The sequence below is a fragment of the Mesorhizobium sp. WSM4887 genome, from assembly GCF_029625865.1.
Taxonomy (GTDB): Bacteria; Pseudomonadota; Alphaproteobacteria; order Rhizobiales; family Rhizobiaceae; genus Mesorhizobium.
On sequence record NZ_JARTVP010000005.1, the window covers coordinates 208,567 to 228,666 of the forward strand.

Below are 20,100 nucleotides of genomic sequence, written 5' to 3' on the forward strand. Positions count from 1 at the left end.
TCAACCTCCGCCACCGATCAATCCGTGGTGCCGTCGTTGCCGACGTCGTCGGCGTCGTCCAGCCGAACGAAGGTCAGGCCCTTCTGCTTCAGGGCGAGCAGGCCCTGGACGACACCCTCGCCCGCGGCATGGGTCGGCTGGTTGATGTGAGCGATGATGACGTCGCCATCCTTGGCAGCGGCGATGCGCCGGGCGGTTTCCTTGGCGCCGAGCAGTGAGCCGCCGTCGCCATTGACGGAAAAGCCCGCGACCTTGAAGCCCAGCTTGCGGATCATGGCGATCGCCGACGGGCTGTATTCGGCGGTGGCGCCGCGAAACCATTTCGGCGGCGGGCCGCCGGCGCTCGCAAGCGCCGCGGCACCCGACTCGACCTCGGCCTGAACGGCATCAGGACTGCCGGCACTGCTGATGCCGTAGATCTTGCGGGGCGTGTCGACCGCCGGGATGTGGCGGCCACCGTGGTTTTCCAGTTCGAACAGATCAGGATGCGCGCGCATGATCCCGACAGCGGCGGCGTTGCGCTTCAGCCAGATGCCGGTGACGAAGATAGTCGCGGGAATTTTGTTTTCGACCAGGGCCGAAAGAATGCGCGTATCGGTCTTCCCGCCGCAGGCGTCCAGCGTGAGCGCGACACGGCCACCGCCGCCTTGCGGCGTCAGATGCAACGTCGGTTCGACCAGCGTCCCGGCATTGCCAGCCGAGACCACGACAAGCGATAGCGCGATCGCGCAAAGAGATTTTTGAAGCAAACCCGTCATTCCCATGCCCGGCCCGTCAAGCCGCTCAACCGCAATATGGCGTCAACAAGACGCGCATCTAGGCGAAAATCGGAACGGTTCGCATCCGAAAAGCCACCGCGCGACAATTTGCATGGAGAGTAGCTGTAAAAGCTCAACACGCCTTTAGCAGACTTGAGCTAGACCGCCTGCTCAAGCGCCACGTCGGTACGCGCCAAAAGTTCGCGCACCGCCTCGACCACGGAATCCACTTCAAGGCGCCAGACACAGCATGCCTTGCTCGAATCGGTCCGACGGCACAGGTCGCCGCCGACGCAATCGCAGGGCATGGAGGGGCGCAACGAGATGCTGGGGACCCCGACCGGGCCCCATCGAACAGGATTGGTCCGGCCGAACAGACCAACGACCGGAGTGCCGGCTGCGGCCGCCATATGCATCGGGCCACTCTCATTGCCGAGGAATAACCTGGCCTCCTTGAGCAGCGCCAGCAACGTTTCGAGCGAGAGCGTGCCGACCAGATTGACGACCGGCGTTTTCGCTGCCGCCACGATCTTGTCCGCCGCCTCGTGCTCATCAGGGCCGCCGATCAGCACAGCGTCCAGGCCAGTTTCGGACGATATCCGTTCGATCGCGGCCGCAAAGCGCTCCGGCTGCCAGCGACGCCCGATGAAGCTCGCCCCCGCATGCACCGCCACGAAGGCATTTGGCCGCAAATGATGCTTGCTCAGCAAGGCGAGCGCTTGCGTCGTTTCGAAGGGCAGCGGACGGATAGCCGGTGCCCTGACGCGCAGGTCGACGCCGAGCACCTCGAGCGGCGACAAATAGCGGAAGAGATAATGTTTTTCGCCGAATCCGTACGGCTTCATCCTGACATTGGCAGGCTGGCGCTCAAGCCAGCGCAGAGGTCGCTCCGTCGGATAGTGGCCGACACGAATCGGGGCACGAACCAATCCGGACACCAGCCGCGAAGTCTTGGAATCGGTGATGTCGATGACCATGTCGAAGCGGTGCCGCCGCAAAGTTCGCACAACCCGGACAAGCTCGCGCCCGCGCTGGAGCGGCGTGCCGCGCATGCCGGCACGGCTGAACGAAACGACCTCCGCTGCGATGCCATGCGCTGTTAGAAATCCAGCAAACCTGGCATCGCACAGGAACACGACCTTCACACCTGGATATTCGAGCTGAAGGTTCTTCGCCAAGGCAGAGGCAAGCACGATGTCGCCTATGAACTTGGTCTGCATGATCAGGATCGATCGGAAAGAGGTGGGGGAAATCTGCAACATTTGTTTCACGCCCCGAGTAATTCGGAACCAGAAACTGCCCAGGAACGATGTCGAGATTGAGAACCAGCGCGCGCACGTTCGCGTGAGTTTCCATACGAAATCGTAAGATGGAGCGCGCCGTTCAGGCGCGCTTGGCTCTTCCCTTCGCGGCCTCCACGGCCGCCTGGGCCGCAGCCAGCCGGGCAATCGGTACGCGGTAAGGCGAGCATGACACATAGTCGAGGCCGACCTCTTCGCAGAAGCGGATCGAGGCCGGGTCGCCGCCATGCTCGCCGCAAATGCCGAGCTTGATGTCGGGTCGTGTTCCCTTGCCCTTTTCCGCCGCAATCCGCACCAGTTCGCCGACACCGTCGATGTCCAGCGAAACGAACGGATCCTGTTCGATGATACCTTTCTGCCGGTAGGTTTCAAGGAAGGAGGCCGCATCGTCGCGCGAGATGCCGAAAGTCGTCTGGGTCAGATCGTTGGTGCCGAAGGAGAAGAACTCGGCCGCTTCGGCAATGACATGGGCGCGGATGGCTGCGCGCGGCAGCTCGATCATGGTGCCGGTAAGATAGTCGATCTTGGTGCCGGTCTCCTGCATGACGCTTTGCGCGACCGCATCGATGCGCGCCTTGACGTATTGCAGCTCCTTCACGAGGCCGACCAGCGGCACCATGATTTCGGGCACCACCAGCGCGCCGGCCTTGTGGCCGGCCTGAACCGCCGCCTCGAAAATGGCGCGTGCCTGCATCTCGGCGATCTCGGGATAGGAGACCGCCAGACGGCAGCCGCGATGCCCGAGCATCGGATTGAACTCATGCAGCGCCTCGGTACGCTGCCTGAGCTTGTCCGCCGGCACATTCATGGCGGTCGCGACCTCGGCGAGCTCGGCGTCGGTCTTGGGCAGGAATTCGTGCAACGGCGGGTCCAGCAGGCGGATCGTCACCGGCAAGCCCGCCATGATCTCGAACAGCTCGAGGAAATCCGAACGCTGCATCGGCAGAAGCTTGTCGAGCGCCGAGCGCCTGTCCTTCTCGGTGTCGGCCAGGATCATCTCGCGCATGGCGATAATGCGGTCACCTTCGAAGAACATGTGCTCGGTGCGGCAAAGGCCAATGCCTTCGGCGCCGAAGGAGCGCGCCATGCGCGCGTCGAGCGGCGTCTCGGCATTGGTGCGCACCTTCATGCGGCGCGCGGCATCGGCCCATTCCATGATGGCGGCGAAGTCGCCGGACAGCTCCGGCTGCAGCATGGCGACGGCGCCCTTCAGTACCTGGCCGTTGCCGCCGTCGATGGTGATGATGTCACCCTTGCGGAAGGTCTGGCCCATCGAGATCAGCGTGCCGGCCTTGTAGTCGACTCGCAGCGAGCCGGCGCCCGAGACGCAGGGCTTGCCCATGCCGCGCGCCACCACGGCGGCATGACTGGTCATGCCGCCGCGCGTGGTGAGGATGCCTTCGGCGGCATGCATGCCGTGGATGTCCTCCGGGCTGGTCTCGACGCGCACGAGAATGACCTTGCGGCCTTGCGCCTTGGCATCCTCGGCCTCACCGGAGGAGAAGACGATCTCGCCGGTGGCCGCGCCCGGCGAGGCCGGCAGGCCGACGCCGATGACGTCGCGCGCCGCCTTGGGATCGATGGTCGGATGCAGGAGCTGGTCGAGCGAGGCCGGATCGATGCGGGCAACCGCCTCCTCTTTCGTGATCAGCCCGTCTTTCGCCATCTCGACGGCAATCCTGAGCGCCGCCTTGGCGGTACGCTTGCCGGAGCGGGTCTGCAGCATCCACAATTTGCCGCGCTCGATGGTGAATTCGAGGTCCTGCATGTCGCGGTAATGCTTCTCCAGCCGGTCGGAAATATCGACGAAGGACTGGAAAGCTTCCGGCATCAGTTTCTGCAGCGAGGGCTTGTCAGAGCCCGCAGCGATGCGCGCGGCCTCGGTTATGTTCTGCGGCGTGCGGATGCCGGCCACCACGTCCTCGCCCTGCGCATTGACCAGGAATTCGCCATAGAGCTGCTTTTCGCCGGTCGAGGGATTGCGGGTGAAGGCAACGCCGGTGGCGGAGGTGTCGCCCATATTGCCGAACACCATGGCCTGGACGTTGACCGCCGTGCCCCAGCTTTCCGGGATGTCGTGCAGGCGACGGTAGGTGATGGCGCGGTTGTTCATCCAGCTCGAAAACACGGCGCCGATGGCGCCCCAGAGTTGCTCGCGCGGGTCCTGCGGGAACGGCTTGCCGAGCTCCTCCTCGACCTTGGCCTTGTAGAGCGCGATCACACCCTGCCATTCGATGGCCGTCAGCTCGGTGTCGAGCTCATGGCCGAGGCTCGCCTTCTGGTCCTCGAGAATTTCCTCGAAAACCTCGTGATCGAGGCCCATGACGACGTCGGAATACATCTGGATGAAGCGGCGGTAACTGTCATAGGCAAAGCGGGCATCGCCGGAATCGGCGGCAAGCGCCTCGACCGTCTCGTCGTTGAGGCCGAGATTGAGCACGGTATCCATCATGCCTGGCATCGAAGCGCGGGCGCCGGAGCGCACCGAGACCAGAAGCAGCTTCGACGGATCGCCGAAATTGCGGCCGGTGAGCCTGCCGATATGGTCGAGCGCCGCAAGGACATCCGCTTCAAGCGATGTCGGATAGGTGCGGCCGTTGGCGTAATAGGCATTGCAGACTTCAGTGGTGATGGTGAAGCCCGGCGGCACCGGCAGGCCGAGGCTGCACATCTCGGCAAGGTTGGCGCCCTTGCCGCCGAGCAGGTTGCGATCACCGGCTCGGCCTTCAGCGGCACCGTCGCCGAAGGTGTAAACCCACTTGGTCATGCATGCCCTCCAGGTCCCTTGGAAGATAGACAACACCCGGGCCAAGGCCCCGGTCCCCGCCCTTCCGATCCGAGCGATAAGATGCTGCATTGCGAAAGGCAAGCGCCGGCAAAGCAAGCGCCGCGACTACAATCGATTAAGCAAAAGCTGCGTCAAAAAGACTTGCCGGTGTGAGTTGCGCGAGATAGAACACAACAAGAACAAAGTGGAGTAGCGCGATGAAACTCGAGGGAAAACTCGACTATCTGGAACTTCCGGCCACCGGCGGCACGCTGGACAGCGTCAAATCCTTCTACAGCGCGGCGTTTTCCTGGTCTTTCACCGATTACGGGCCAACTTACTCCGCTTTTGCCGAGGGGCTCGACGGCGGCTTCCAGGCCGCTGCGGGCGAAGCGCCCGCCAGACCGCTGCCCGTGCTCTATTCCGAAAACCTGGAGGAGACGCTGGAGGCCGTTGAGAATGCCGGAGGCAGCATCATCAGGCCGATCTTTTCCTTCCCAGGCGGCAGGCGGTTCCACTTCACCGACCCGGCCGGCAACGAGTTGGCCGTGTGGGGCGAATAGCCCGCAATTCCGGTCGCCGGATCGATCTCCCCTCCAGATTACGCCCGAACGCGGCGGCAATCCGCCGGCGCAGACATGCGGCAAGATTACTTTGGATGTCAGCGGTCCAAGCATTGAGCTTTCGACCGGCTCGTCCTATAAGGCCGCGCGCAGCGGGCACCGCCCGGCTGCTGGGGCGTCGCCAAGTGGTAAGGCATCGGTTTTTGGTACCGACATTCCCAGGTTCGAATCCTGGCGCCCCAGCCAACAAATCTCTAAGCGATTGTTCCAACTCCCTTTCTTCATCCGAAGACAGGCATGCACACCCCCTTGCTACAATTGACTGCTACAAATCCGGTCGAGGACGCCGCCTCCTCAACGTGATCCGACGAGGTGGCGTGTTTCATTTTCGGCGAGTGGTACCCTCACCCCTGCGATCTCGGATTGGACGTTCTGAACTGGTCCGGAGCCTATCCACAAATGCCGTGGCCTCTGCCAGAATGCGTGCTGATTTGCTCTATCGGCATTCTGAAGGACTTTTTGCGGCCGCCGCCTCCATGCTCTCATCCGATCAAATTGCCCGGCTGGTGAAAGACTTTTATCAGCTGACCCTTACGATTGACGACCATCGCCGGCTATTCCCGGAACAGCCCTGGTCCGAGGAGGAGCACCGAGCGCGGTCGAACTATCTCGATCAGACGCTCGCCGAGCAGCGTGACGCTCTGCGGAAAAACGATTTCGAGAAAGCCAGTCCGGCGGCGCAGGTGGTGATGGCGCGCAGCAATCTGGCCGAGGCCGACCTCCGACCAGGCGAGTTCAATCAGATCCGCCAAGCGATCCTGCGGGCTAGTATCGACATTATAAGTGAGTTGCGGGCACGCCAGGACGGCGACTTCAATCGCGACCCTCAAGACCGACTTCTCAAGGATGCCCTAGGCGGGGCCAGCGCCGCGCCGGTGGGACCACCAAGCCAAGTCCTGGCCCCTCAGGTGACGCCCTCTCCGCTAGTGGCAAGTGGCGGTCCGAGTTTCTCAGAAATTGCGGAGGCATTTCGTTCTGACCAGATCGCGGTCAAAATTTGGGATCATCAAACGGCAGGACAGGCTCGGGCCACCTACCGCCTGTTTGCCGAGGTTTGTGGCAATAAACCGCTTCAGGACTACACTCGGGGAGATGCCGACGAGTTCCGCAAAAAGATCCAGCGCCTGCCGTGGGATTACTCGAAGGCGCCCGCTTACCGAAATCGATCGGTCGACGAAATCCTGAAGATTGCCGAGGCCCAAGCCAAAACAAGGGACGTTCAGCCAATCACTCAGCGGACGGTCAAAAGACATTTTTCCGCTCTCAGCGGTCTTTGGGGATCGGGTCTCTCGGCGGGAGCCGTCAGTCAGAACATATTCAGCGGCTTCCGCTTTGGCTCTTCGAAGAAGGCCTCGGAACAGCGAGACATGTGGACTGCTCCTGAATTGGAGATCCTGTTTTCGTCTCCTCTCTACACGGGCTGCAAGTCGGAGCTACGTCGGTCCGAGCCTGGGTCGCTAGTCCTCAAGGACGAGCGCTACTGGCTTCCCTTGATCGCGATTTTTTCAGGAATGCGTCAGGAAGAGATCGCTCAGTTGCATATAGAAGATGTCAAGGAAGCCGATGGCATCACCTTCTTCGATATCAACGATAAGCCGCCTCGGATGCTGAAGAATGCCAATGCGGCCCGGCAAGTGCCTCTGCACGCCACACTGATTAGGCTCGGCTTTCTGGAATATGTGGACCAGTGCCGCAAATCTCGACAGGTGCGACTATTCCCAAATTTGAAGCCGGGCGGTGCAGACAATCGCCTTGGGCATTCCTTCTCGAAGTGGTTTACCCGGTATCGCCGGGACATAGGCGTGTACCGCAAAGGTCTGGATTTCCATTCCTTTCGCCATTCGGCTAGCACCTCGATGCACCAAGCAGGCATCGAACGCGCCGTGCTGGACCATGTGACTGGGCATTCGACGCCAGGCGAGACGAGCCGTTACGTCAAGGCGTCGGCATTGGCACAGCTTCAGTCAGCTATCAATTCGATCGATATCGGCTTCGACATAGTAGCCCTTCTGGAAAATGGGGCGAATGTTCAGACTTTCGTGCGCCCAAAACTTCAGTATCGGACGCGCAGACGATCGATCGCTAAGGGGGCCAAGAGCTGACCGAAGTTAACCGCAACTGTTGGATCATCTCGCTCCCACCGGGCGAAGTGGTGGGTGAAGCAGAGTGCAGCCCCATCAGGTACGCCACATCGTCCAGGTGCGCTCTCGAAGGTGCGGATCGCTCGACAGCTCTTTCTTGAGGAGGTGGAGCTCGTGATCACGCAAATGGGGGTCGTTCAGGAACTCCTCGCTTATGAGGCGCACCCGGCTCTCGAAGTTTTTCAAAACGGCGCGCCGGTCGCCATACTCTAACAGTTCCCAGCCAGACGGCATTTGACTGTATGCGCCGTCGCGAAATGCGGATAGCGTGGACAGAATTTCAGTACGCATCGCAGACGTTAGGGACGTCGAAATCCGAACCGGCTGTGACACGGCTAAGGCGCCTAATGGCTCACGCTGCCTCTCAGGAATGCCAAGCAGATCGACGATGGCCTTGGGCCCATCATGCGTGTCCACCTTCAGGTCTGGATCGAGATTCCGACAAAGGCTACGCAAAAAGCGCCAATGTTGGCGAAGACATGCGTCGGCATCGACAATGCGGTCAAACTTGAGTCGGACCCCTTGGGATGACTCGTAAAGACCTGGGAATTTACTAAGAAATCCGTTGATCCATTCGGCGACCTCCCGCGTGAAAGTGTCGGGAATTGCGCCTGCTACCGTGGTGGTAAAACCAAGCTTGCCGCTGACCTGATGGAGGTAGATGTAGTGCAGGATGTCCCTGCCCCTGCTCCAATTTTTTATCCTCATTCCGAGTTCATGCAGGCAAGCGGCGACAAGATCAGTGCCTTGTGCCTGATCCAGCTGAAGCCTGTCGTGCAAGAAAACGAGCCTGAAATTCAACAGCCTTCCTTGCGTTTGCGCGAGGAAGGATGCGGCATCCAAAATCGAGGCAATCTTGCTCTTTGGAAGGTATGCCTTCTTGTCAGCGGACCCTCTGCCCCGCGCCTGCTTCAAGGCACGACCAGGCAGTCTGGAGCGAGCCGGCCGAGATTGTTGCAGCGGCGCCGACGAATGGAGGAAGGTTTTTAGACCGATCAGCCGGTTCCTAAGCCAGCTGTCCGTTATCTTTGCAAACCCCTCCGCTTCTAATTGACTCGAAAGGTGGTGATATACATGGGCCGCCTCGACGCCCTTCTTCTCAGCGATCATTTTGATGGCGTCAGCGATCGACGCGCGGGTGGCGCGGGCTACGCCGATGATGCCGAGTTTGGGGCGAGTGAGCCGCAATTCCATGTTTTCGAAGATCTGTATGATGAGATCTCGCAGTGATTCGGCCTGTGTGGCGGCCGTCTCCTGGAAGCCGTTCAATTCGGCGACTGCCCTTGCTAGGTCTCCTTCGAGCAATGACTCGAGAACCGGTACATAAACTTTCAGCCTGTCGAGATTTAGCGTGGTCCTCACCAGGGAAGTCGTTATCCGCTCGCCGACGCCGGCCACATCGTCCAACGCTTGAAGGTGTTTGCGGGCACTGCCGTCGGATAAGTCGGCGAGGAGACTCAGCGCATCATCGTCGTACTCCAGACCTTCTTTCGCGCAGACATCTCGGAGATGCCGGATGCTGGCTTCGGTATCCAGCGGACGAAGCTGGATGTGTTTGACCCGATCAAGCACGCGCCCAGCTATTTTTTCGGGTCGGTCGGTGGCGAACATAAAGCTGCAGGAGCCGACTTTTTCAAGGACGGTTAGTAGCCGATCCTGCTTGTCTTCTTTCAGCGCATGCGCTTCATCGATGAAGACAAACTTGATCTTGCCCCAGCCACCCGACGGCGCCAGATCGATGATTTCATCCAGGTCCGACATCGACAAGCCGGACGCTGAATATACCTCGATGCCCTGCCAGGCACCTCCGGTCTTGCACGATTCGCACTTCAAGCAGGGGAGCGGCAAGCCGCGGTTCTCGTCACAACGATAGGCGCGCGCCGTCATCAACGCCAACGACGTCTTGCCTGTCCCGCTTCCGCCGGAAAACAGAAAGTGATGAGGTTCTTGACGCCGGACGAGCGGAAGGAGGTGGCGGATGGCTTCGTCCTGCCCCACCACTTCGGGATAGGTTTGTGGCCGGTACTTTCTAGTAAGCTTCTCCACTTGCGGACGCCTCTAAGAACGTCGCGCAGATCGCGGCGCCGGCGAGAGCAGCGTTAACCGTGCATGAATCAGAGTCTCGGCCTCCTTCAACTCTTCCATCGTGAGGGCATCCACGAAACGTTGAAGAAGGGATGCGTGAGGCTTACTGTCTTTGGTGCTCTCGCGGCTGAACAGCGCGCCTACCCCGAACACCGGATCCCGGGCAATCCTAACCCTCGGCCTCGTCACGCTAAATCCAGCGTCTTCCAAGACGGCGACAACGCACAGACCAACATATTGCCTCAGGGTGGGATGGTCCAAATCCGAACCCAGGACCTCGCGCAAACGGCCGCTTACCACTGATACGGGGACAACACCCTCTCGGGCAGCCGCCTCAAGATCAGCTCGGTGCTCGACGACAAGGTCGAACACCTTCCTTCTGGCCGGGCTACTCGCCGCGGAGTTTTGCGCCCTTGTCAGCAAAGATCTCATTGAAACCCTCTCCCCGGCATTTACATAGGGCTCTTGGCGGTGACTTACAACACACGCAGCCACTTTTTTATCAACCGAGCAGGAGTAGACCGTGGACAATCCCCAAAACCTATCAGCCGACGACGCCGAGCGGCTCGAAGACGAACATGCTCTTTTTGAGAGCGCAGAGGTGCTTGCCGCCGGAAGTTTGGTGCCGTTTCACCCTCAGAGCTTTGCCAACATCAAGGCCGGATTTGCGGTGAGTCCCTTATCGCTCAAGGCATTGATGACCATGGCAACACTGGCGAAAGTGACGGGTGAACGGCTCGACACCATTGCGGCCACAGTGGAGGTGGCCAAGGGAGTGGTGAGGATATCGACGGGCTCGCCTCTGATCACCGCCCGCGCAAGTCTCAATCTGGAGACCTTTTTAGCAGCGGACACTGCCGGCGACGTCACCTTCGGCATCAAACTCTCTCAGCTGGTGCGGCTGGCTAGATGCGGCCAACAGGGCGACGAGTTGAATTTTGCGCTGGTTGGCGATGAGGAAGGCGATTTTCTACAGGTAAAGGAGTTCAGAAATGGAGTTCCTCGGCACCTTCACCTGCAGCTGAGCATCTTCGCCAGTGATTCCCCTGACCTCCTTAACGGCGAGCGAGCGTTCTCTCACGATATCATTTCGGCTTCTGCAATGTCAGAGGCAATAAGATTGTGCCGGACGGCGCGGGCCACCGGCGGCAAGATCCCTTGCATCATCTCGATCAAGGATGGCCTTGCGACCGGAGTTGGACGCACAACTTTAGTCCAGGTGACAAGGCCCGACCTATCCGTCCTTCCCGTCGCCATACCCTTCAGCGAGTCCCAGAAAGTCGCGCTGGCGTTTAGAAATATGAAGGCCGCCAAAGTTTACGAAACGGACGCGGCCGTGATCGTCACCGACGGGATCCTCGAGTTGGCGATCAATAAGACCGCCGGTGAGGCCCCCGCACTTGGGAACATTCGTGAGCGCTTCGCCGAACAAGATGTCGTTGCCGGAGATGTCCAGCAACTGAAACTGACGCACCTCATCGCCGAACTGGCCAAGCAATGTGCAGGGGCGCGGAGCCGTCATGAAGGCGTCGGAGCCGCCAAGAAGTATATCGCTGTTGTCAGGCTTGAGCAGGGCTCAGTCAGGTTCGCTTTAGCGAAGGGGCCTTTGAATCACGACTGGGTCGCTCTTGCGGCACCTATCGACCAGGAACCCCGCAGCTCGGAGTGGGGCGCGATCGATCTGATGTCGTTCACTACGATCTGGGCCGAGCTGATCGCTCGGTCCAAAAATGAGCCCACTGCAATCACATTAGCGCATTGCGGGAAGGCAATGAGGTTGGAATGTGCCGACCACAGGCTCGTAGCCTATCTGGAATATTGCCAGACGGATGATGAGAGAATTCGAAACAGGTGATTTCGAATTTATTGTCTCGCGTTTTCGAAACATTTTGCCGGCTTTTTCGGGCAAAAAGCCGGCACCTACAGACCTAAGTATTTGATTTTATTGTTCTTTTTTTATGCCCGGCGCCGCCGCACACCTTTTTCGGGATGTAAACAGCGACAACCATAAGGCGAACCTCCAACCCAATCGGAGGGTCGCCTTATGACCAAGAGCATCTATCAACGCGTCACTGAGACACTGTTGGCGCAGATCGACGGCGCCAATCCTCGAGAATGGGCCTGTCCGTGGCACCGCACGGGCGGCCTCCCGAAAAACGGAAAGACCGGCGCCAACTATCGCGGCATCAACATCCTCGGGCTTTGGTGCGCTGCTCAAAGGCTTGGCTTTGGCGATACGCGTTGGGCGACCTACCGACAATGGCAGGGGCTCGGCGCTCAGGTCCGACGTGGAGAGAAGGGCAGTTTCGTTCATTTCTACCGCGACATGGGTAGCTCGGATGAAAGCGTCGAAGGCCACGATCGGTCTGCTCAGGGGCATCGCCGGTACGTCATGCGGACGTCCGTGGTCTTCAACGCCGACCAGGTTGACGGCGTATTCAATGAACCTGCGGCCATTCCAGCCCGAACTTCATCGACCGATACCTTTGATGAGTTCATGACCGCCACGGGCGCCGCCGTGCGATTTGGCGGCAACGAAGCCTTCTACTGTCCGGTCCGTGATGAAATTCACGTGCCGCCCCTGAACTACTTCAACACGCCCGAGGGCTATACGGCAACGCTAGGTCACGAGCTTTTGCATTGGACCGGAGCCAAGTCCAGACTGTCGCGCAACCTCTCCGGTCGATATGGCGAATTGGCCTATGCCGCCGAGGAACTCGTGGCCGAAATAGGCTCGGCATTCTTGCTGGCCGGGCTTGGCTTGGCCAACACGCCTCATCCCAACCATGCGCGGTACCTCGCAAGCTGGCTGCCGTTGCTGCGAAAAGATCCACGCGCGATCTTTACCGCTGCCGCTCAAGCTTCACGGGCCGTCGACTGGCTTGGCGACATCACGTCCCAGGCAACGCGGTTGTCCACCGCCGCAGCCGCGGTGCAAGTCTTGGTCGACGGACCGCGGGCCGAGACGAGGAGCCCATCATGATATTCATTCCCTGCCAACTCGCCTCCCCTGCCCGAGATCTTCCGGCAGGCGACGAATGGATCTTCGAGCCGAAATTCGATGGTTTTCGCCTCCAGATGTGTGTTGGCGATGGTAAGTTTCGGCTCTATACCCGTGGCGGCCTCGATTGGACCGCCCGGCTCGGCCGTTCCCTGCCTGAGAGCCTGTGTAAATCACACGACTACGTTCTCGACGGCGAAATATGCGCCCTAGATGATGATGGGCGGCCAGATTTTGGACTGCTGGGCAAGGCTCTCTCCGACGAGAGCGTGCCTTTGTCCTTCTTCGCCTTCGACCTTCTGGCCTTCTCCGGCAAGAATCTCACTTCCCTTCCGCTGCTTGCAAGGAAGGATTGCTTGGCGCAGGTCGTCTCGCGCTTGGGCATCGAAAGCGTAAAACTTGTGCCACATGCTATCGATGGAAGCGCTCTCGCAGAGACCTTGAAACGCAGGAGATGGGAAGGTGTTGTAGCGAAGGATCGGAACTCGCCCTATCTACCAGGCATCCGATCTGCGGCCTGGCGAAAGGTCAAGTTCACAAAGCGCCAGGAGTTCATCATCGCCGGGTGGCGGGCAGACAACAAGACAGGCGCGGTCAAATCCATCGTGGTTGGGACCATGGACAACGACGTTCTCACGGTACGGGGCAGCGTGGGCACCGGCTTTTCTGTTCACCAACGACGCGAACTGGCTGAGTTCTTTTCGAAATCCAGCTCATTCGGCGAGCCATTGCCTTCGCCTCCTATCAAGGGCGACATCCAGTTCTTGCCACCGAAACTCGTCGCCGAAATCGAATTTCTGGAATTGAGTTCGAACGGTTGCGTGCGCGGCGCCAGCTTTATCGGCTTACGAGAGGACAAAGAGGCAGCGGATGTGCAGCTCGAGACGTTTGCCCGTGACCAGTCCGATAAAATCGCTCAGCCCCTGGCCGCATAGCGAATGTGAATCGGCTGGTTGAAGCCCTATTATTATTTACCTGATGATGACCTTACGTAGATCCTACGTCGACCCGACGTAGACCTCCTCACCAACACCCCAAGACCAACACCTCAGAATGACATCCAAGGTGAAAGGACCATTTCCCCGAAGGATTTCATCTCTGCGAGCCGCGATCGATCCTATTTCGTATCTACTTCTGACTCTCTAGAGCACCGCCGGAAATTCGTGCCCCCATTCATTGAATCTCCCTCTGTCCCTGACAGGAGTTCAAATGGAAACGGCACTATCACTCATCAAACCTACCTTTGACAGCTCCGACCGAGCCCGCACCGTCTTCGAACGGCCTCTCGTTCATCCGCCCCTGATCCCTGACTTCGTCCGCCGGGCCAAGCAGGTCTTCGTCGCGACGGACAACCGCTTCGGCGCCGCCGCCCGACTCCTGAGCGCCTTATGGCGCGAAGAACAAAAGCTCCCGATCGGCGCATTCGTCGTGGGCACAAAAGGCGATACCCGAAGGATCAAGCTCGGCTCCCGAATATCCGCCGCGGCGGCCCGGGCCGGCGCCAACTTCATGACCAGTGACGTCACGGCCCTTGCGAAGGCGGAACTCCTGTTTCGTGAACCGGGATCCGTCTGGGACGAAGAGCGTCTCTGGACGAATCTCCTCAGTTCCCAGGCATTGACGGTCAATCTTTGGGCCCCGATGGCCTTCGACCTCGACCTAGCCAGCACCGTCTGGCAAACCCTCCTTCCCGGCTTCGTCCAGACAGTGAGCCGGATCCGCTTCGAACACAGCCCGGGCCGCTTTCAGGAGAACTACTTCGGCGACGGCACGGCGTTCGACGTCCTGGTCGAAATCGTCACCCCCGAGGGTGAGCCAGGCTTTGTCGCCGCCGAAATCAAGTACGTCGAGGAGATGCTGGCACCCGCGGCCCGTCACCGCGATCGATACGATGAGACCGCGCGCGAGTCCGGGCTCTATCTTGACCCAGAAGATCCGCTACTGAGGCGGCCCGGCTTCGAACAACTTCGTCGCGAGCATGTGATGGCGCAACTGATGGTCGACAATGGCGTCGCATCACGCGGGAAGTTCATCACAATCGTCCCCCGTCTGAACCGGCGCGCGGTCGCATCGGGGGCCATTTACGCGGCCGAGCTGCACGACGCCACAGGCAACACACAGCACGATGACGGCCGCGAACGGGTGGGCTTCGAAGCCTTCACGGTCGAAGCAATCATTCGTGCAATCGCAGAAGCGGGCGAAGCCGAATACGCGTCGCTACTTTGGGGTCGATACTGCGATTTTCATCGGGTGGTGCGCCACGTGATGGAAACGATCGTCAGAACTCCCCCCGCCAACGACTTCAACCATGCCAGGACCGAAACGGCAGCAGACGCCTGACTGCTGTAACGAAAGCCAACAAAGCCCCGACAGCTCCAAAGCCGCCGCTCGGCGGCTTTGGACAGCAGCTAACGCGCGCCACGGTTACGATCGTACGGGCGCGCGTAGAGCTTGCCACCTCAAAGCTGAGCTCGACAACGGACAGCAACATTGCCGAAAATCAGCATCTACTGACTTCATGCTGACATCGAGTAAATATTGTCGGAACGTTCAGGGGGCGGAAGTGGCAATCGAGGAAAGAAAGTACCCAGGTGAGCTGGCCTCACCGCATCAAATTCGCGGGCTAGCGGAAGAATATCGAAAAGCGGCACACCTGCTCCTTCAGCTCAGCCGACCTGGCAAGCCGCTCACTCGTGCTCCCTTCAGGTTGTCGGCAATCCATGCGATCGAGCTATATCTGACAGCCCTGTTGCTGCAGCGGGGACACGCTCCCGATCAAATCCGCAAAATGCAACATGACCTGTCGGCGCGGACGCAACACACCCTCGCTGCTGGGCTGCACCTTCGCACCAAGACCGCCGCGCATCTTCAAACCCTGAGCCAAAACCGGGAATACCTCATCACTCGCTACGGACCGGAACTGGCCGCGACGACCTCTCAGGTAAATCGCCTCACCGCCACACTTGAAGAGGTGGCCGTAAAGGTCACCGTTTTGCTTGGATCGGCAGCGACATCACGGGCGGCAGAACTTGTGCCCGGCGACGAGTTTTCATGATACGGCCGTTGCATCTCGATCGATGGGACATCCCACTGCCGCTAACGAGCAATGTCCCTCCGCCTTCACCGCTCAGGTGCTTAGACGGCCCATCACTTCATTTAGAAGCTAGGCCAGCCTCCACCAACCGACGGAACGCCTCCGACCTTGTGGGCAGATCAGGCTGACTGCGCCGCCATTCATCAACCCGGGCAAGCAAGTCACTCGAGAGCCGCAACTCGAAGCGCTCGGTTTTGTTGTCAGCAGGATCAGGAGTGTTTGACAATCGGGATATCCGTAATGTACGGTATGTACGTAACATAGGGTTCGCTCTCTACAGCCGAACGACGTGCTGCAACACGCCGTTCGGCTTAACCACGCCCTAAGCTGTCTGGAGCTCGGATCATGGCTGATTCCGACAATACCACGACTTTGCCTTTCGTCATCGGCAGGATGCCGGAGGGCCTCCACCAACCGTGTCACGGGCGACGGCGCCCTGGCGCTATCTCCCCGGCTTCCCTTTATGTCGTTCGAGAGGTGTCAGAAGATCGAGATAGCTAACTCCAAGCGCCTTGGCGAGTTCATACACAGTGATGACGGTGGGGTTGCGCTTACCGCGTTCTAAGTCACTCAGGTACTGCTGACTAAAGCCCGACCGCGCCTCAACCTCTTCCTGGGTGAGACCCTTTTCACGTCGAAGGCGAGCGAAATTCTCTCCGACCAGAGCGCGCATATCCATGCAGCACTGGGTTGCGGAATTCGTCGCGCAAAAGTATCAACTATAATATGTATTCATCAACATGATGCGTCTCAAGTGGCTCTCCCCGCGAGGAACCATTCATTGATGCAAGCAATCTTGGTGCCGCTCGACTGAACCCCGGACAACGCCAAACAGCCACTGAGAGAAGAAATGAAGGTCAAGCGACTTCTAGCGCCGTCATTATTGGCAGCGGTCCTCGGCATCGAACCCGTAGCCGCTTCGTCGACAAGTTCAATCATCTACGTCGACAAGGCCCACTCCAAAATGGGCATGGTGGCGCAAAGCGACGATCCCGATTCACAACAAGTCGTGCCAGGCGTTTCACCCGTATTTCTCGCGAAGCTCTCAACAATCACCGAGAGCGCCGCGCCGCCGGACAAAAAGCTTGCCGACATTGACTCACTGGTGCGTTCATACGGCTGGCCCGCGACCCCACCAGCCATTGCGCAGGTTGTCGCCGCGGCACGCATCAAAATATTGGCCCAAAAAACGAAACCGGCGGACCTGGTCGTGGGCGAGATCCCGTGCGACCACCTCACAATCGACTTCAACAGCAAACAGCAATGGTACCCGGGAGGCACTCCCTTCGGGATTCCTTTCGAACAATGGACCGTCAGTTCATTCAATGCGTTGAAGGCCCGGATAGCCGCATGCGGGAACCCTGATAGTCAGGGTCTGATCAACTACCTTGCGTATTCCGTCGGACAGCCGATGGCAGAACGGGAGGCGGGGTCAGCCCGCACCAAAGAGCTCTTAAACGAACTCGCAGGAATCGTTCGCGATCAGAAAAATCCGGCCCAAAGGTTGGCAGCTATCGACGACTTTCTCCGGCGCCTCAATTGGGCCGCGCCGCCAGAGGTAGAGCAAGAGATTGAGCGAGCCCGGGCGGTCGCCCAAGTTGAGCAACGAGCGGCAGAATCCGCTCAGTTCCAAGGTACGAGACAGCAAGAAGAAGCGAACACAAAAATCGACGACGCCGCCCTCCAGGAGGCGCAGGAGGTCACGATTTTCAGGCAATTCTCCACTAGATACTACGTCGCAAGCTATTGCGCCGAACACGACGCCTTTTTCACGGCCGAGGAGGTCGAGCGTCTGAGAGCGGAACTCCAACGCACATTTTCAACCATGCATCTATCCCAACAGCAAAAGGATGTGGTGTGGAACCACATCCAAGCCACAGCGCCTGCGCAGCTTGCAGGCGTTACCGATGAGGATTGCGCGGCAGAGAAGCGTTCGTATGCCCTGACCTGGCCTCAGGTTTTTGCTCCGACCGATCCCGCCGAGAACCCGTTTTAGTTCGGCAAGTGTAAGGCATAAACCCTCAAAGCATTCACGTCGGGCGCCAGCGAGGGGCGCCCGAATTTTCTCAAGACGCTCAAACACCGGCTTTTTCGGGCTGTACCTCTCGTCATTCCCTGCGTTCATAGCACTGTGCATGCCTATTCCGGCGGGCACAACAACACCGCTCCGAATGCACGTGCGGCGGTAAAGAACCACCCTCAGCGAACGAAAACAGATTGCGGCCGAGCAGCCAGCATCACTGAGCGATGTGGTTCACGGCATGCTTTGACGCGTGTCGGCGCCCCCGCTTAACCCGGCTCATTCAACAACTCGAGGAGACGATCCGCAGATGAAGATCAGAGCAACCTACTCGGCGGAAGACAACAAAATTCGCCTCTACGCCTCTTCCCGCCTGGACAACGAGACCTACCAGCGCGTTAGGGACGCCGGCTTCGTGTGGGCGCCAAAGCAGGAACTCTTCGTCGCCCCAAAGTGGTCGCCGGCGCGGGAAGATCTGGCGATCGAATTGGCTGGCGAGATCGAACCGGAAGAGATGCTCGCCGAACGCGCGCAGGCCAAAGCCGAACGCCTCGACGAGCTCGCAAACAAGCGTCATCGCCAGGCGAACGCATTCCAGCGCGCAGCGCAGGATCTATCCGAGGCGTTCGCTTTCGGACAGCCAATCCTGGTCGGTCATCATTCGGAACGCAAAGCGCGAAAAACCCAGGAGCGCATGCAAGCCGCCATGACCAACGCCAACAAGGCCGCGAAGTTCGCAAACTACTGGCTCTATCGCGCCGAAGGCGTCCAACTGCACGCCAACTACAAAAACGACCCCCGCGTGCGCGCAAATCGCATCAAAACTCTGCTTGCCGACCTGCGCGACATGCAGCGCGAAATCAACCACGCTCATCTGACACTCGCCGCGTGGGCGAAGATCACTCAGGACGAAGCCATCAAGGCCGCGATCGGCCGCAGCCTACCCACGGGCCAGCTCGCGCCCTGGGATCTGTGGGGCAAAATCGAGAAAGGCGACGTCTCGCCCCAGGAGGCGCGGCAACAGTGCATTGACGCCGCGAATCGATCGATTTCCAGCGACAAACGCCGCCGCTACATCGAACATACCCTCAACCGGCTCAGCTACGAACGCGAACTGCTCGGTCCGGTCCGTCGATACGACGGCGAGCTCACGCCGGTGATCCTGCAGGCCTTTGCCCGCGAGCACGGCGCGCATAAGCCGCAGGCGCGGGCGATAGACGCCGAAACCTTCGTACTCGAAAGCGAAGCCACGCTCCCACTCCACCTCGCCAACAATACTGAACTTTCATTGTCCAGCGAGGAATGGCGAGACCTGATGCAGTCCGCCGGCTACGAGGTTTGCCAGGAGAAAGACGCACTACCGCCCATCTTGAACCTCCACGCAAAGGCACTCCGGTCGCGGCATCGCTATCACCGGGATCAGATACAGACCTTTCCCGTCGTCGAGATGACCAAGTCGAAATATGCCCAGTTTCATCTTGAACAACGCGGCTGCCGGCTCTCGCTCTGTGGCGGCTTCCGTTTTCGCATTTGCATCAACCCAAAACACGAGGGACCACGCCACCTGGCGCCCTTCGTGGCCGTGTTCTTCACCGACACGAAGGCCCATCCGCTGCCCGACAGTGTGGCGGTTCTCGAACACTCGGATGACGCGCAATGAAGCGCGCCGTCTACGTTCGCGCCAACAAACCGATGCGAATTCCCATCAAACACCGCGACGGCTTCGACAAGCTGGAACCCATTCAGGTCGTGGAGCCGGTGATCGTCGACAAGTTCACCGAATGCCACGTGACGCCGGACGATGTGGCATCTCGCATGGTCGCATATCTCGGACCGACGGGTGATTTCCTCACGCTAGAGCCTAGCGCGGGCACCGGCCAACTCTCAAAGGCGCTACTGGCCTCCGGCCACAGTCGGCATGAGCTCACGCAGGTTGAACGACACACCAAGCTCGCGAGTGGACTGCACCGCTTCGGCCCAGTCATCAACCGGTGTTTCCTCAAGTGGGCCGCAGAGGTCAAGGGACGCGTCGAGTACCCCCGCATCATCATGAACCCGCCCTTCAGCCAGGTCCGCAAACACGTCGCGGCAGCACTCACATTGCTTGGACGCGGCGGTCACGAGGCGTCCGCGGTCCTTGTCGCGTTGGTGCCGATCACCTTCGTACATTCCGACGCGGAGACTCTCGAGATCCTCTCGGCCGACACTTTCGCGACGGCCAAGGTGAACACCAAGATCATTAGAATCACGAAGCCCAACTAACGCATTCGGCATCCCTACCGGGATCTTGCCGTCGCAGCCTGCAGGCAC

At 59.6% G+C, this 20,100-nt stretch carries 15 protein-coding genes and 1 tRNA gene; 11 read left to right on the top strand and 5 right to left on the bottom strand.

Annotated features, from left to right (window positions below; all coding sequences use genetic code 11):
* Positions 1-17: 17 nt before the first annotated feature.
* From P9230_RS20410 to ppdK, 3 genes are all read right to left on the bottom strand, one after another.
* A complete protein-coding gene (locus P9230_RS20410) occupies positions 18-764 on the bottom strand; it encodes a polysaccharide deacetylase family protein (protein WP_170950236.1) in 747 nt (248 codons plus the stop codon).
* Between the two features lie 152 nt (positions 765-916).
* A complete protein-coding gene (locus P9230_RS20415) occupies positions 917-1,735 on the bottom strand; it encodes a glycosyltransferase family 9 protein (RefSeq protein WP_245322292.1) in 819 nt (272 codons plus the stop codon).
* A 406-nt stretch (positions 1,736-2,141) separates the two neighbouring features.
* Positions 2,142-4,826 carry a pyruvate, phosphate dikinase gene (gene ppdK, locus P9230_RS20420; protein ID WP_095800265.1) on the bottom strand — a complete coding sequence of 895 codons (2,685 nt, stop codon included), beginning with the start codon at positions 4,824-4,826 and terminating at the stop codon, positions 2,142-2,144.
* Positions 4,827-5,044: 218 nt separating this feature from the next.
* Here ppdK and P9230_RS20425 point away from each other — a divergent pair, with 218 nt between their 5' ends.
* From P9230_RS20425 to P9230_RS20435, 3 genes are all read left to right on the top strand, one after another.
* On the top strand, positions 5,045-5,389 hold the full coding sequence (locus P9230_RS20425; RefSeq protein ID WP_067327899.1) for a VOC family protein: 345 nt from the start codon (positions 5,045-5,047) through the stop codon (positions 5,387-5,389).
* A 171-nt stretch (positions 5,390-5,560) separates the two neighbouring features.
* Positions 5,561-5,635 (top strand) — tRNA-Gln (locus tag P9230_RS20430).
* A 113-nt stretch (positions 5,636-5,748) separates the two neighbouring features.
* Complete coding sequence (locus tag P9230_RS20435; protein WP_347404005.1) at positions 5,749-7,551, top strand: site-specific integrase; 1,803 nt, start codon at positions 5,749-5,751, stop codon at positions 7,549-7,551.
* Between the two features lie 75 nt (positions 7,552-7,626).
* Here P9230_RS20435 and P9230_RS20440 read toward each other — a convergent pair whose 3' ends face one another.
* On the bottom strand, positions 7,627-9,636 hold the full coding sequence (locus P9230_RS20440; protein WP_278120640.1) for an AAA family ATPase: 2,010 nt from the start codon (positions 9,634-9,636) through the stop codon (positions 7,627-7,629).
* A 562-nt stretch (positions 9,637-10,198) separates the two neighbouring features.
* Between P9230_RS20440 and P9230_RS20445 the strand changes: the two genes are divergently transcribed.
* The 5 genes from P9230_RS20445 (at position 10,199) to P9230_RS20465 (ending at position 15,731) form a co-directional block, all read left to right on the top strand.
* Positions 10,199-11,530: a hypothetical protein gene (locus tag P9230_RS20445; RefSeq protein WP_278120641.1), complete on the top strand. Its 1,332-nt coding sequence runs from the start codon at positions 10,199-10,201 to the stop codon at positions 11,528-11,530.
* Positions 11,531-11,719: 189 nt separating this feature from the next.
* Positions 11,720-12,658, top strand: coding sequence for a zincin-like metallopeptidase domain-containing protein (locus P9230_RS20450; protein WP_278120642.1), 939 nt, complete (start codon positions 11,720-11,722; stop codon positions 12,656-12,658).
* Positions 12,655-13,611, top strand: a complete 957-nt coding sequence (gene ligD, locus P9230_RS20455) for a non-homologous end-joining DNA ligase (protein WP_278120643.1) — start codon at positions 12,655-12,657, stop codon at positions 13,609-13,611. The genes P9230_RS20450 and ligD overlap by 4 nt, the downstream gene beginning before the upstream one ends.
* A 274-nt stretch (positions 13,612-13,885) precedes the next feature.
* Complete coding sequence (locus tag P9230_RS20460; protein WP_278120644.1) at positions 13,886-15,016, top strand: hypothetical protein; 1,131 nt, start codon at positions 13,886-13,888, stop codon at positions 15,014-15,016.
* 223 nt (positions 15,017-15,239) lie between these two features.
* On the top strand, positions 15,240-15,731 hold the full coding sequence (locus P9230_RS20465) for a hypothetical protein (RefSeq protein ID WP_278120645.1): 492 nt from the start codon (positions 15,240-15,242) through the stop codon (positions 15,729-15,731).
* A 481-nt stretch (positions 15,732-16,212) separates the two neighbouring features.
* On the opposite strand, the gene P9230_RS20470 is transcribed toward P9230_RS20465, so the two are convergent.
* Complete coding sequence (locus P9230_RS20470; RefSeq protein WP_278120646.1) at positions 16,213-16,449, bottom strand: helix-turn-helix transcriptional regulator; 237 nt, start codon at positions 16,447-16,449, stop codon at positions 16,213-16,215.
* Between the two features lie 171 nt (positions 16,450-16,620).
* Here P9230_RS20470 and P9230_RS20475 point away from each other — a divergent pair, with 171 nt between their 5' ends.
* From P9230_RS20475 to P9230_RS20485, 3 genes are all read left to right on the top strand, one after another.
* On the top strand, positions 16,621-17,766 hold the full coding sequence (locus P9230_RS20475; RefSeq protein ID WP_278120647.1) for a hypothetical protein: 1,146 nt from the start codon (positions 16,621-16,623) through the stop codon (positions 17,764-17,766).
* 334 nt (positions 17,767-18,100) lie between these two features.
* Entirely contained in the window at positions 18,101-19,450 is a 1,350-nt protein-coding gene (locus P9230_RS20480) for a DUF3560 domain-containing protein (RefSeq protein ID WP_278120648.1), read from the top strand.
* Complete coding sequence (locus tag P9230_RS20485) at positions 19,447-20,052, top strand: methyltransferase type 11 (protein ID WP_278120649.1); 606 nt, start codon at positions 19,447-19,449, stop codon at positions 20,050-20,052. The genes P9230_RS20480 and P9230_RS20485 overlap by 4 nt, the downstream gene beginning before the upstream one ends.
* Positions 20,053-20,100: the final 48 nt, after the last annotated feature.

Excerpts from the sequence above, each read along its gene's own strand:
- P9230_RS20410 (WP_170950236.1), bottom strand. The coding sequence starts at position 764 with ATGGGAATGACGGGTTTGCTTCAAAAATCTCTTTGCGCGATCGCGCTA.
- P9230_RS20415 (WP_245322292.1), bottom strand. The coding sequence starts at position 1,735 with ATGGTCATCGACATCACCGATTCCAAGACTTCGCGGCTGGTGTCCGGA.
- ppdK (WP_095800265.1), bottom strand. The coding sequence starts at position 4,826 with ATGACCAAGTGGGTTTACACCTTCGGCGACGGTGCCGCTGAAGGCCGA.
- P9230_RS20425 (WP_067327899.1), top strand. The coding sequence starts at position 5,045 with ATGAAACTCGAGGGAAAACTCGACTATCTGGAACTTCCGGCCACCGGC.
- P9230_RS20450 (WP_278120642.1), top strand. The coding sequence starts at position 11,720 with ATGACCAAGAGCATCTATCAACGCGTCACTGAGACACTGTTGGCGCAG.
- ligD (WP_278120643.1), top strand. The coding sequence starts at position 12,655 with ATGATATTCATTCCCTGCCAACTCGCCTCCCCTGCCCGAGATCTTCCG.
- P9230_RS20460 (WP_278120644.1), top strand. The coding sequence starts at position 13,886 with ATGGAAACGGCACTATCACTCATCAAACCTACCTTTGACAGCTCCGAC.
- P9230_RS20470 (WP_278120646.1), bottom strand. The coding sequence starts at position 16,449 with ATGGATATGCGCGCTCTGGTCGGAGAGAATTTCGCTCGCCTTCGACGT.
- P9230_RS20475 (WP_278120647.1), top strand. The coding sequence starts at position 16,621 with ATGAAGGTCAAGCGACTTCTAGCGCCGTCATTATTGGCAGCGGTCCTC.
- P9230_RS20480 (WP_278120648.1), top strand. The coding sequence starts at position 18,101 with ATGAAGATCAGAGCAACCTACTCGGCGGAAGACAACAAAATTCGCCTC.
- P9230_RS20485 (WP_278120649.1), top strand. The coding sequence starts at position 19,447 with ATGAAGCGCGCCGTCTACGTTCGCGCCAACAAACCGATGCGAATTCCC.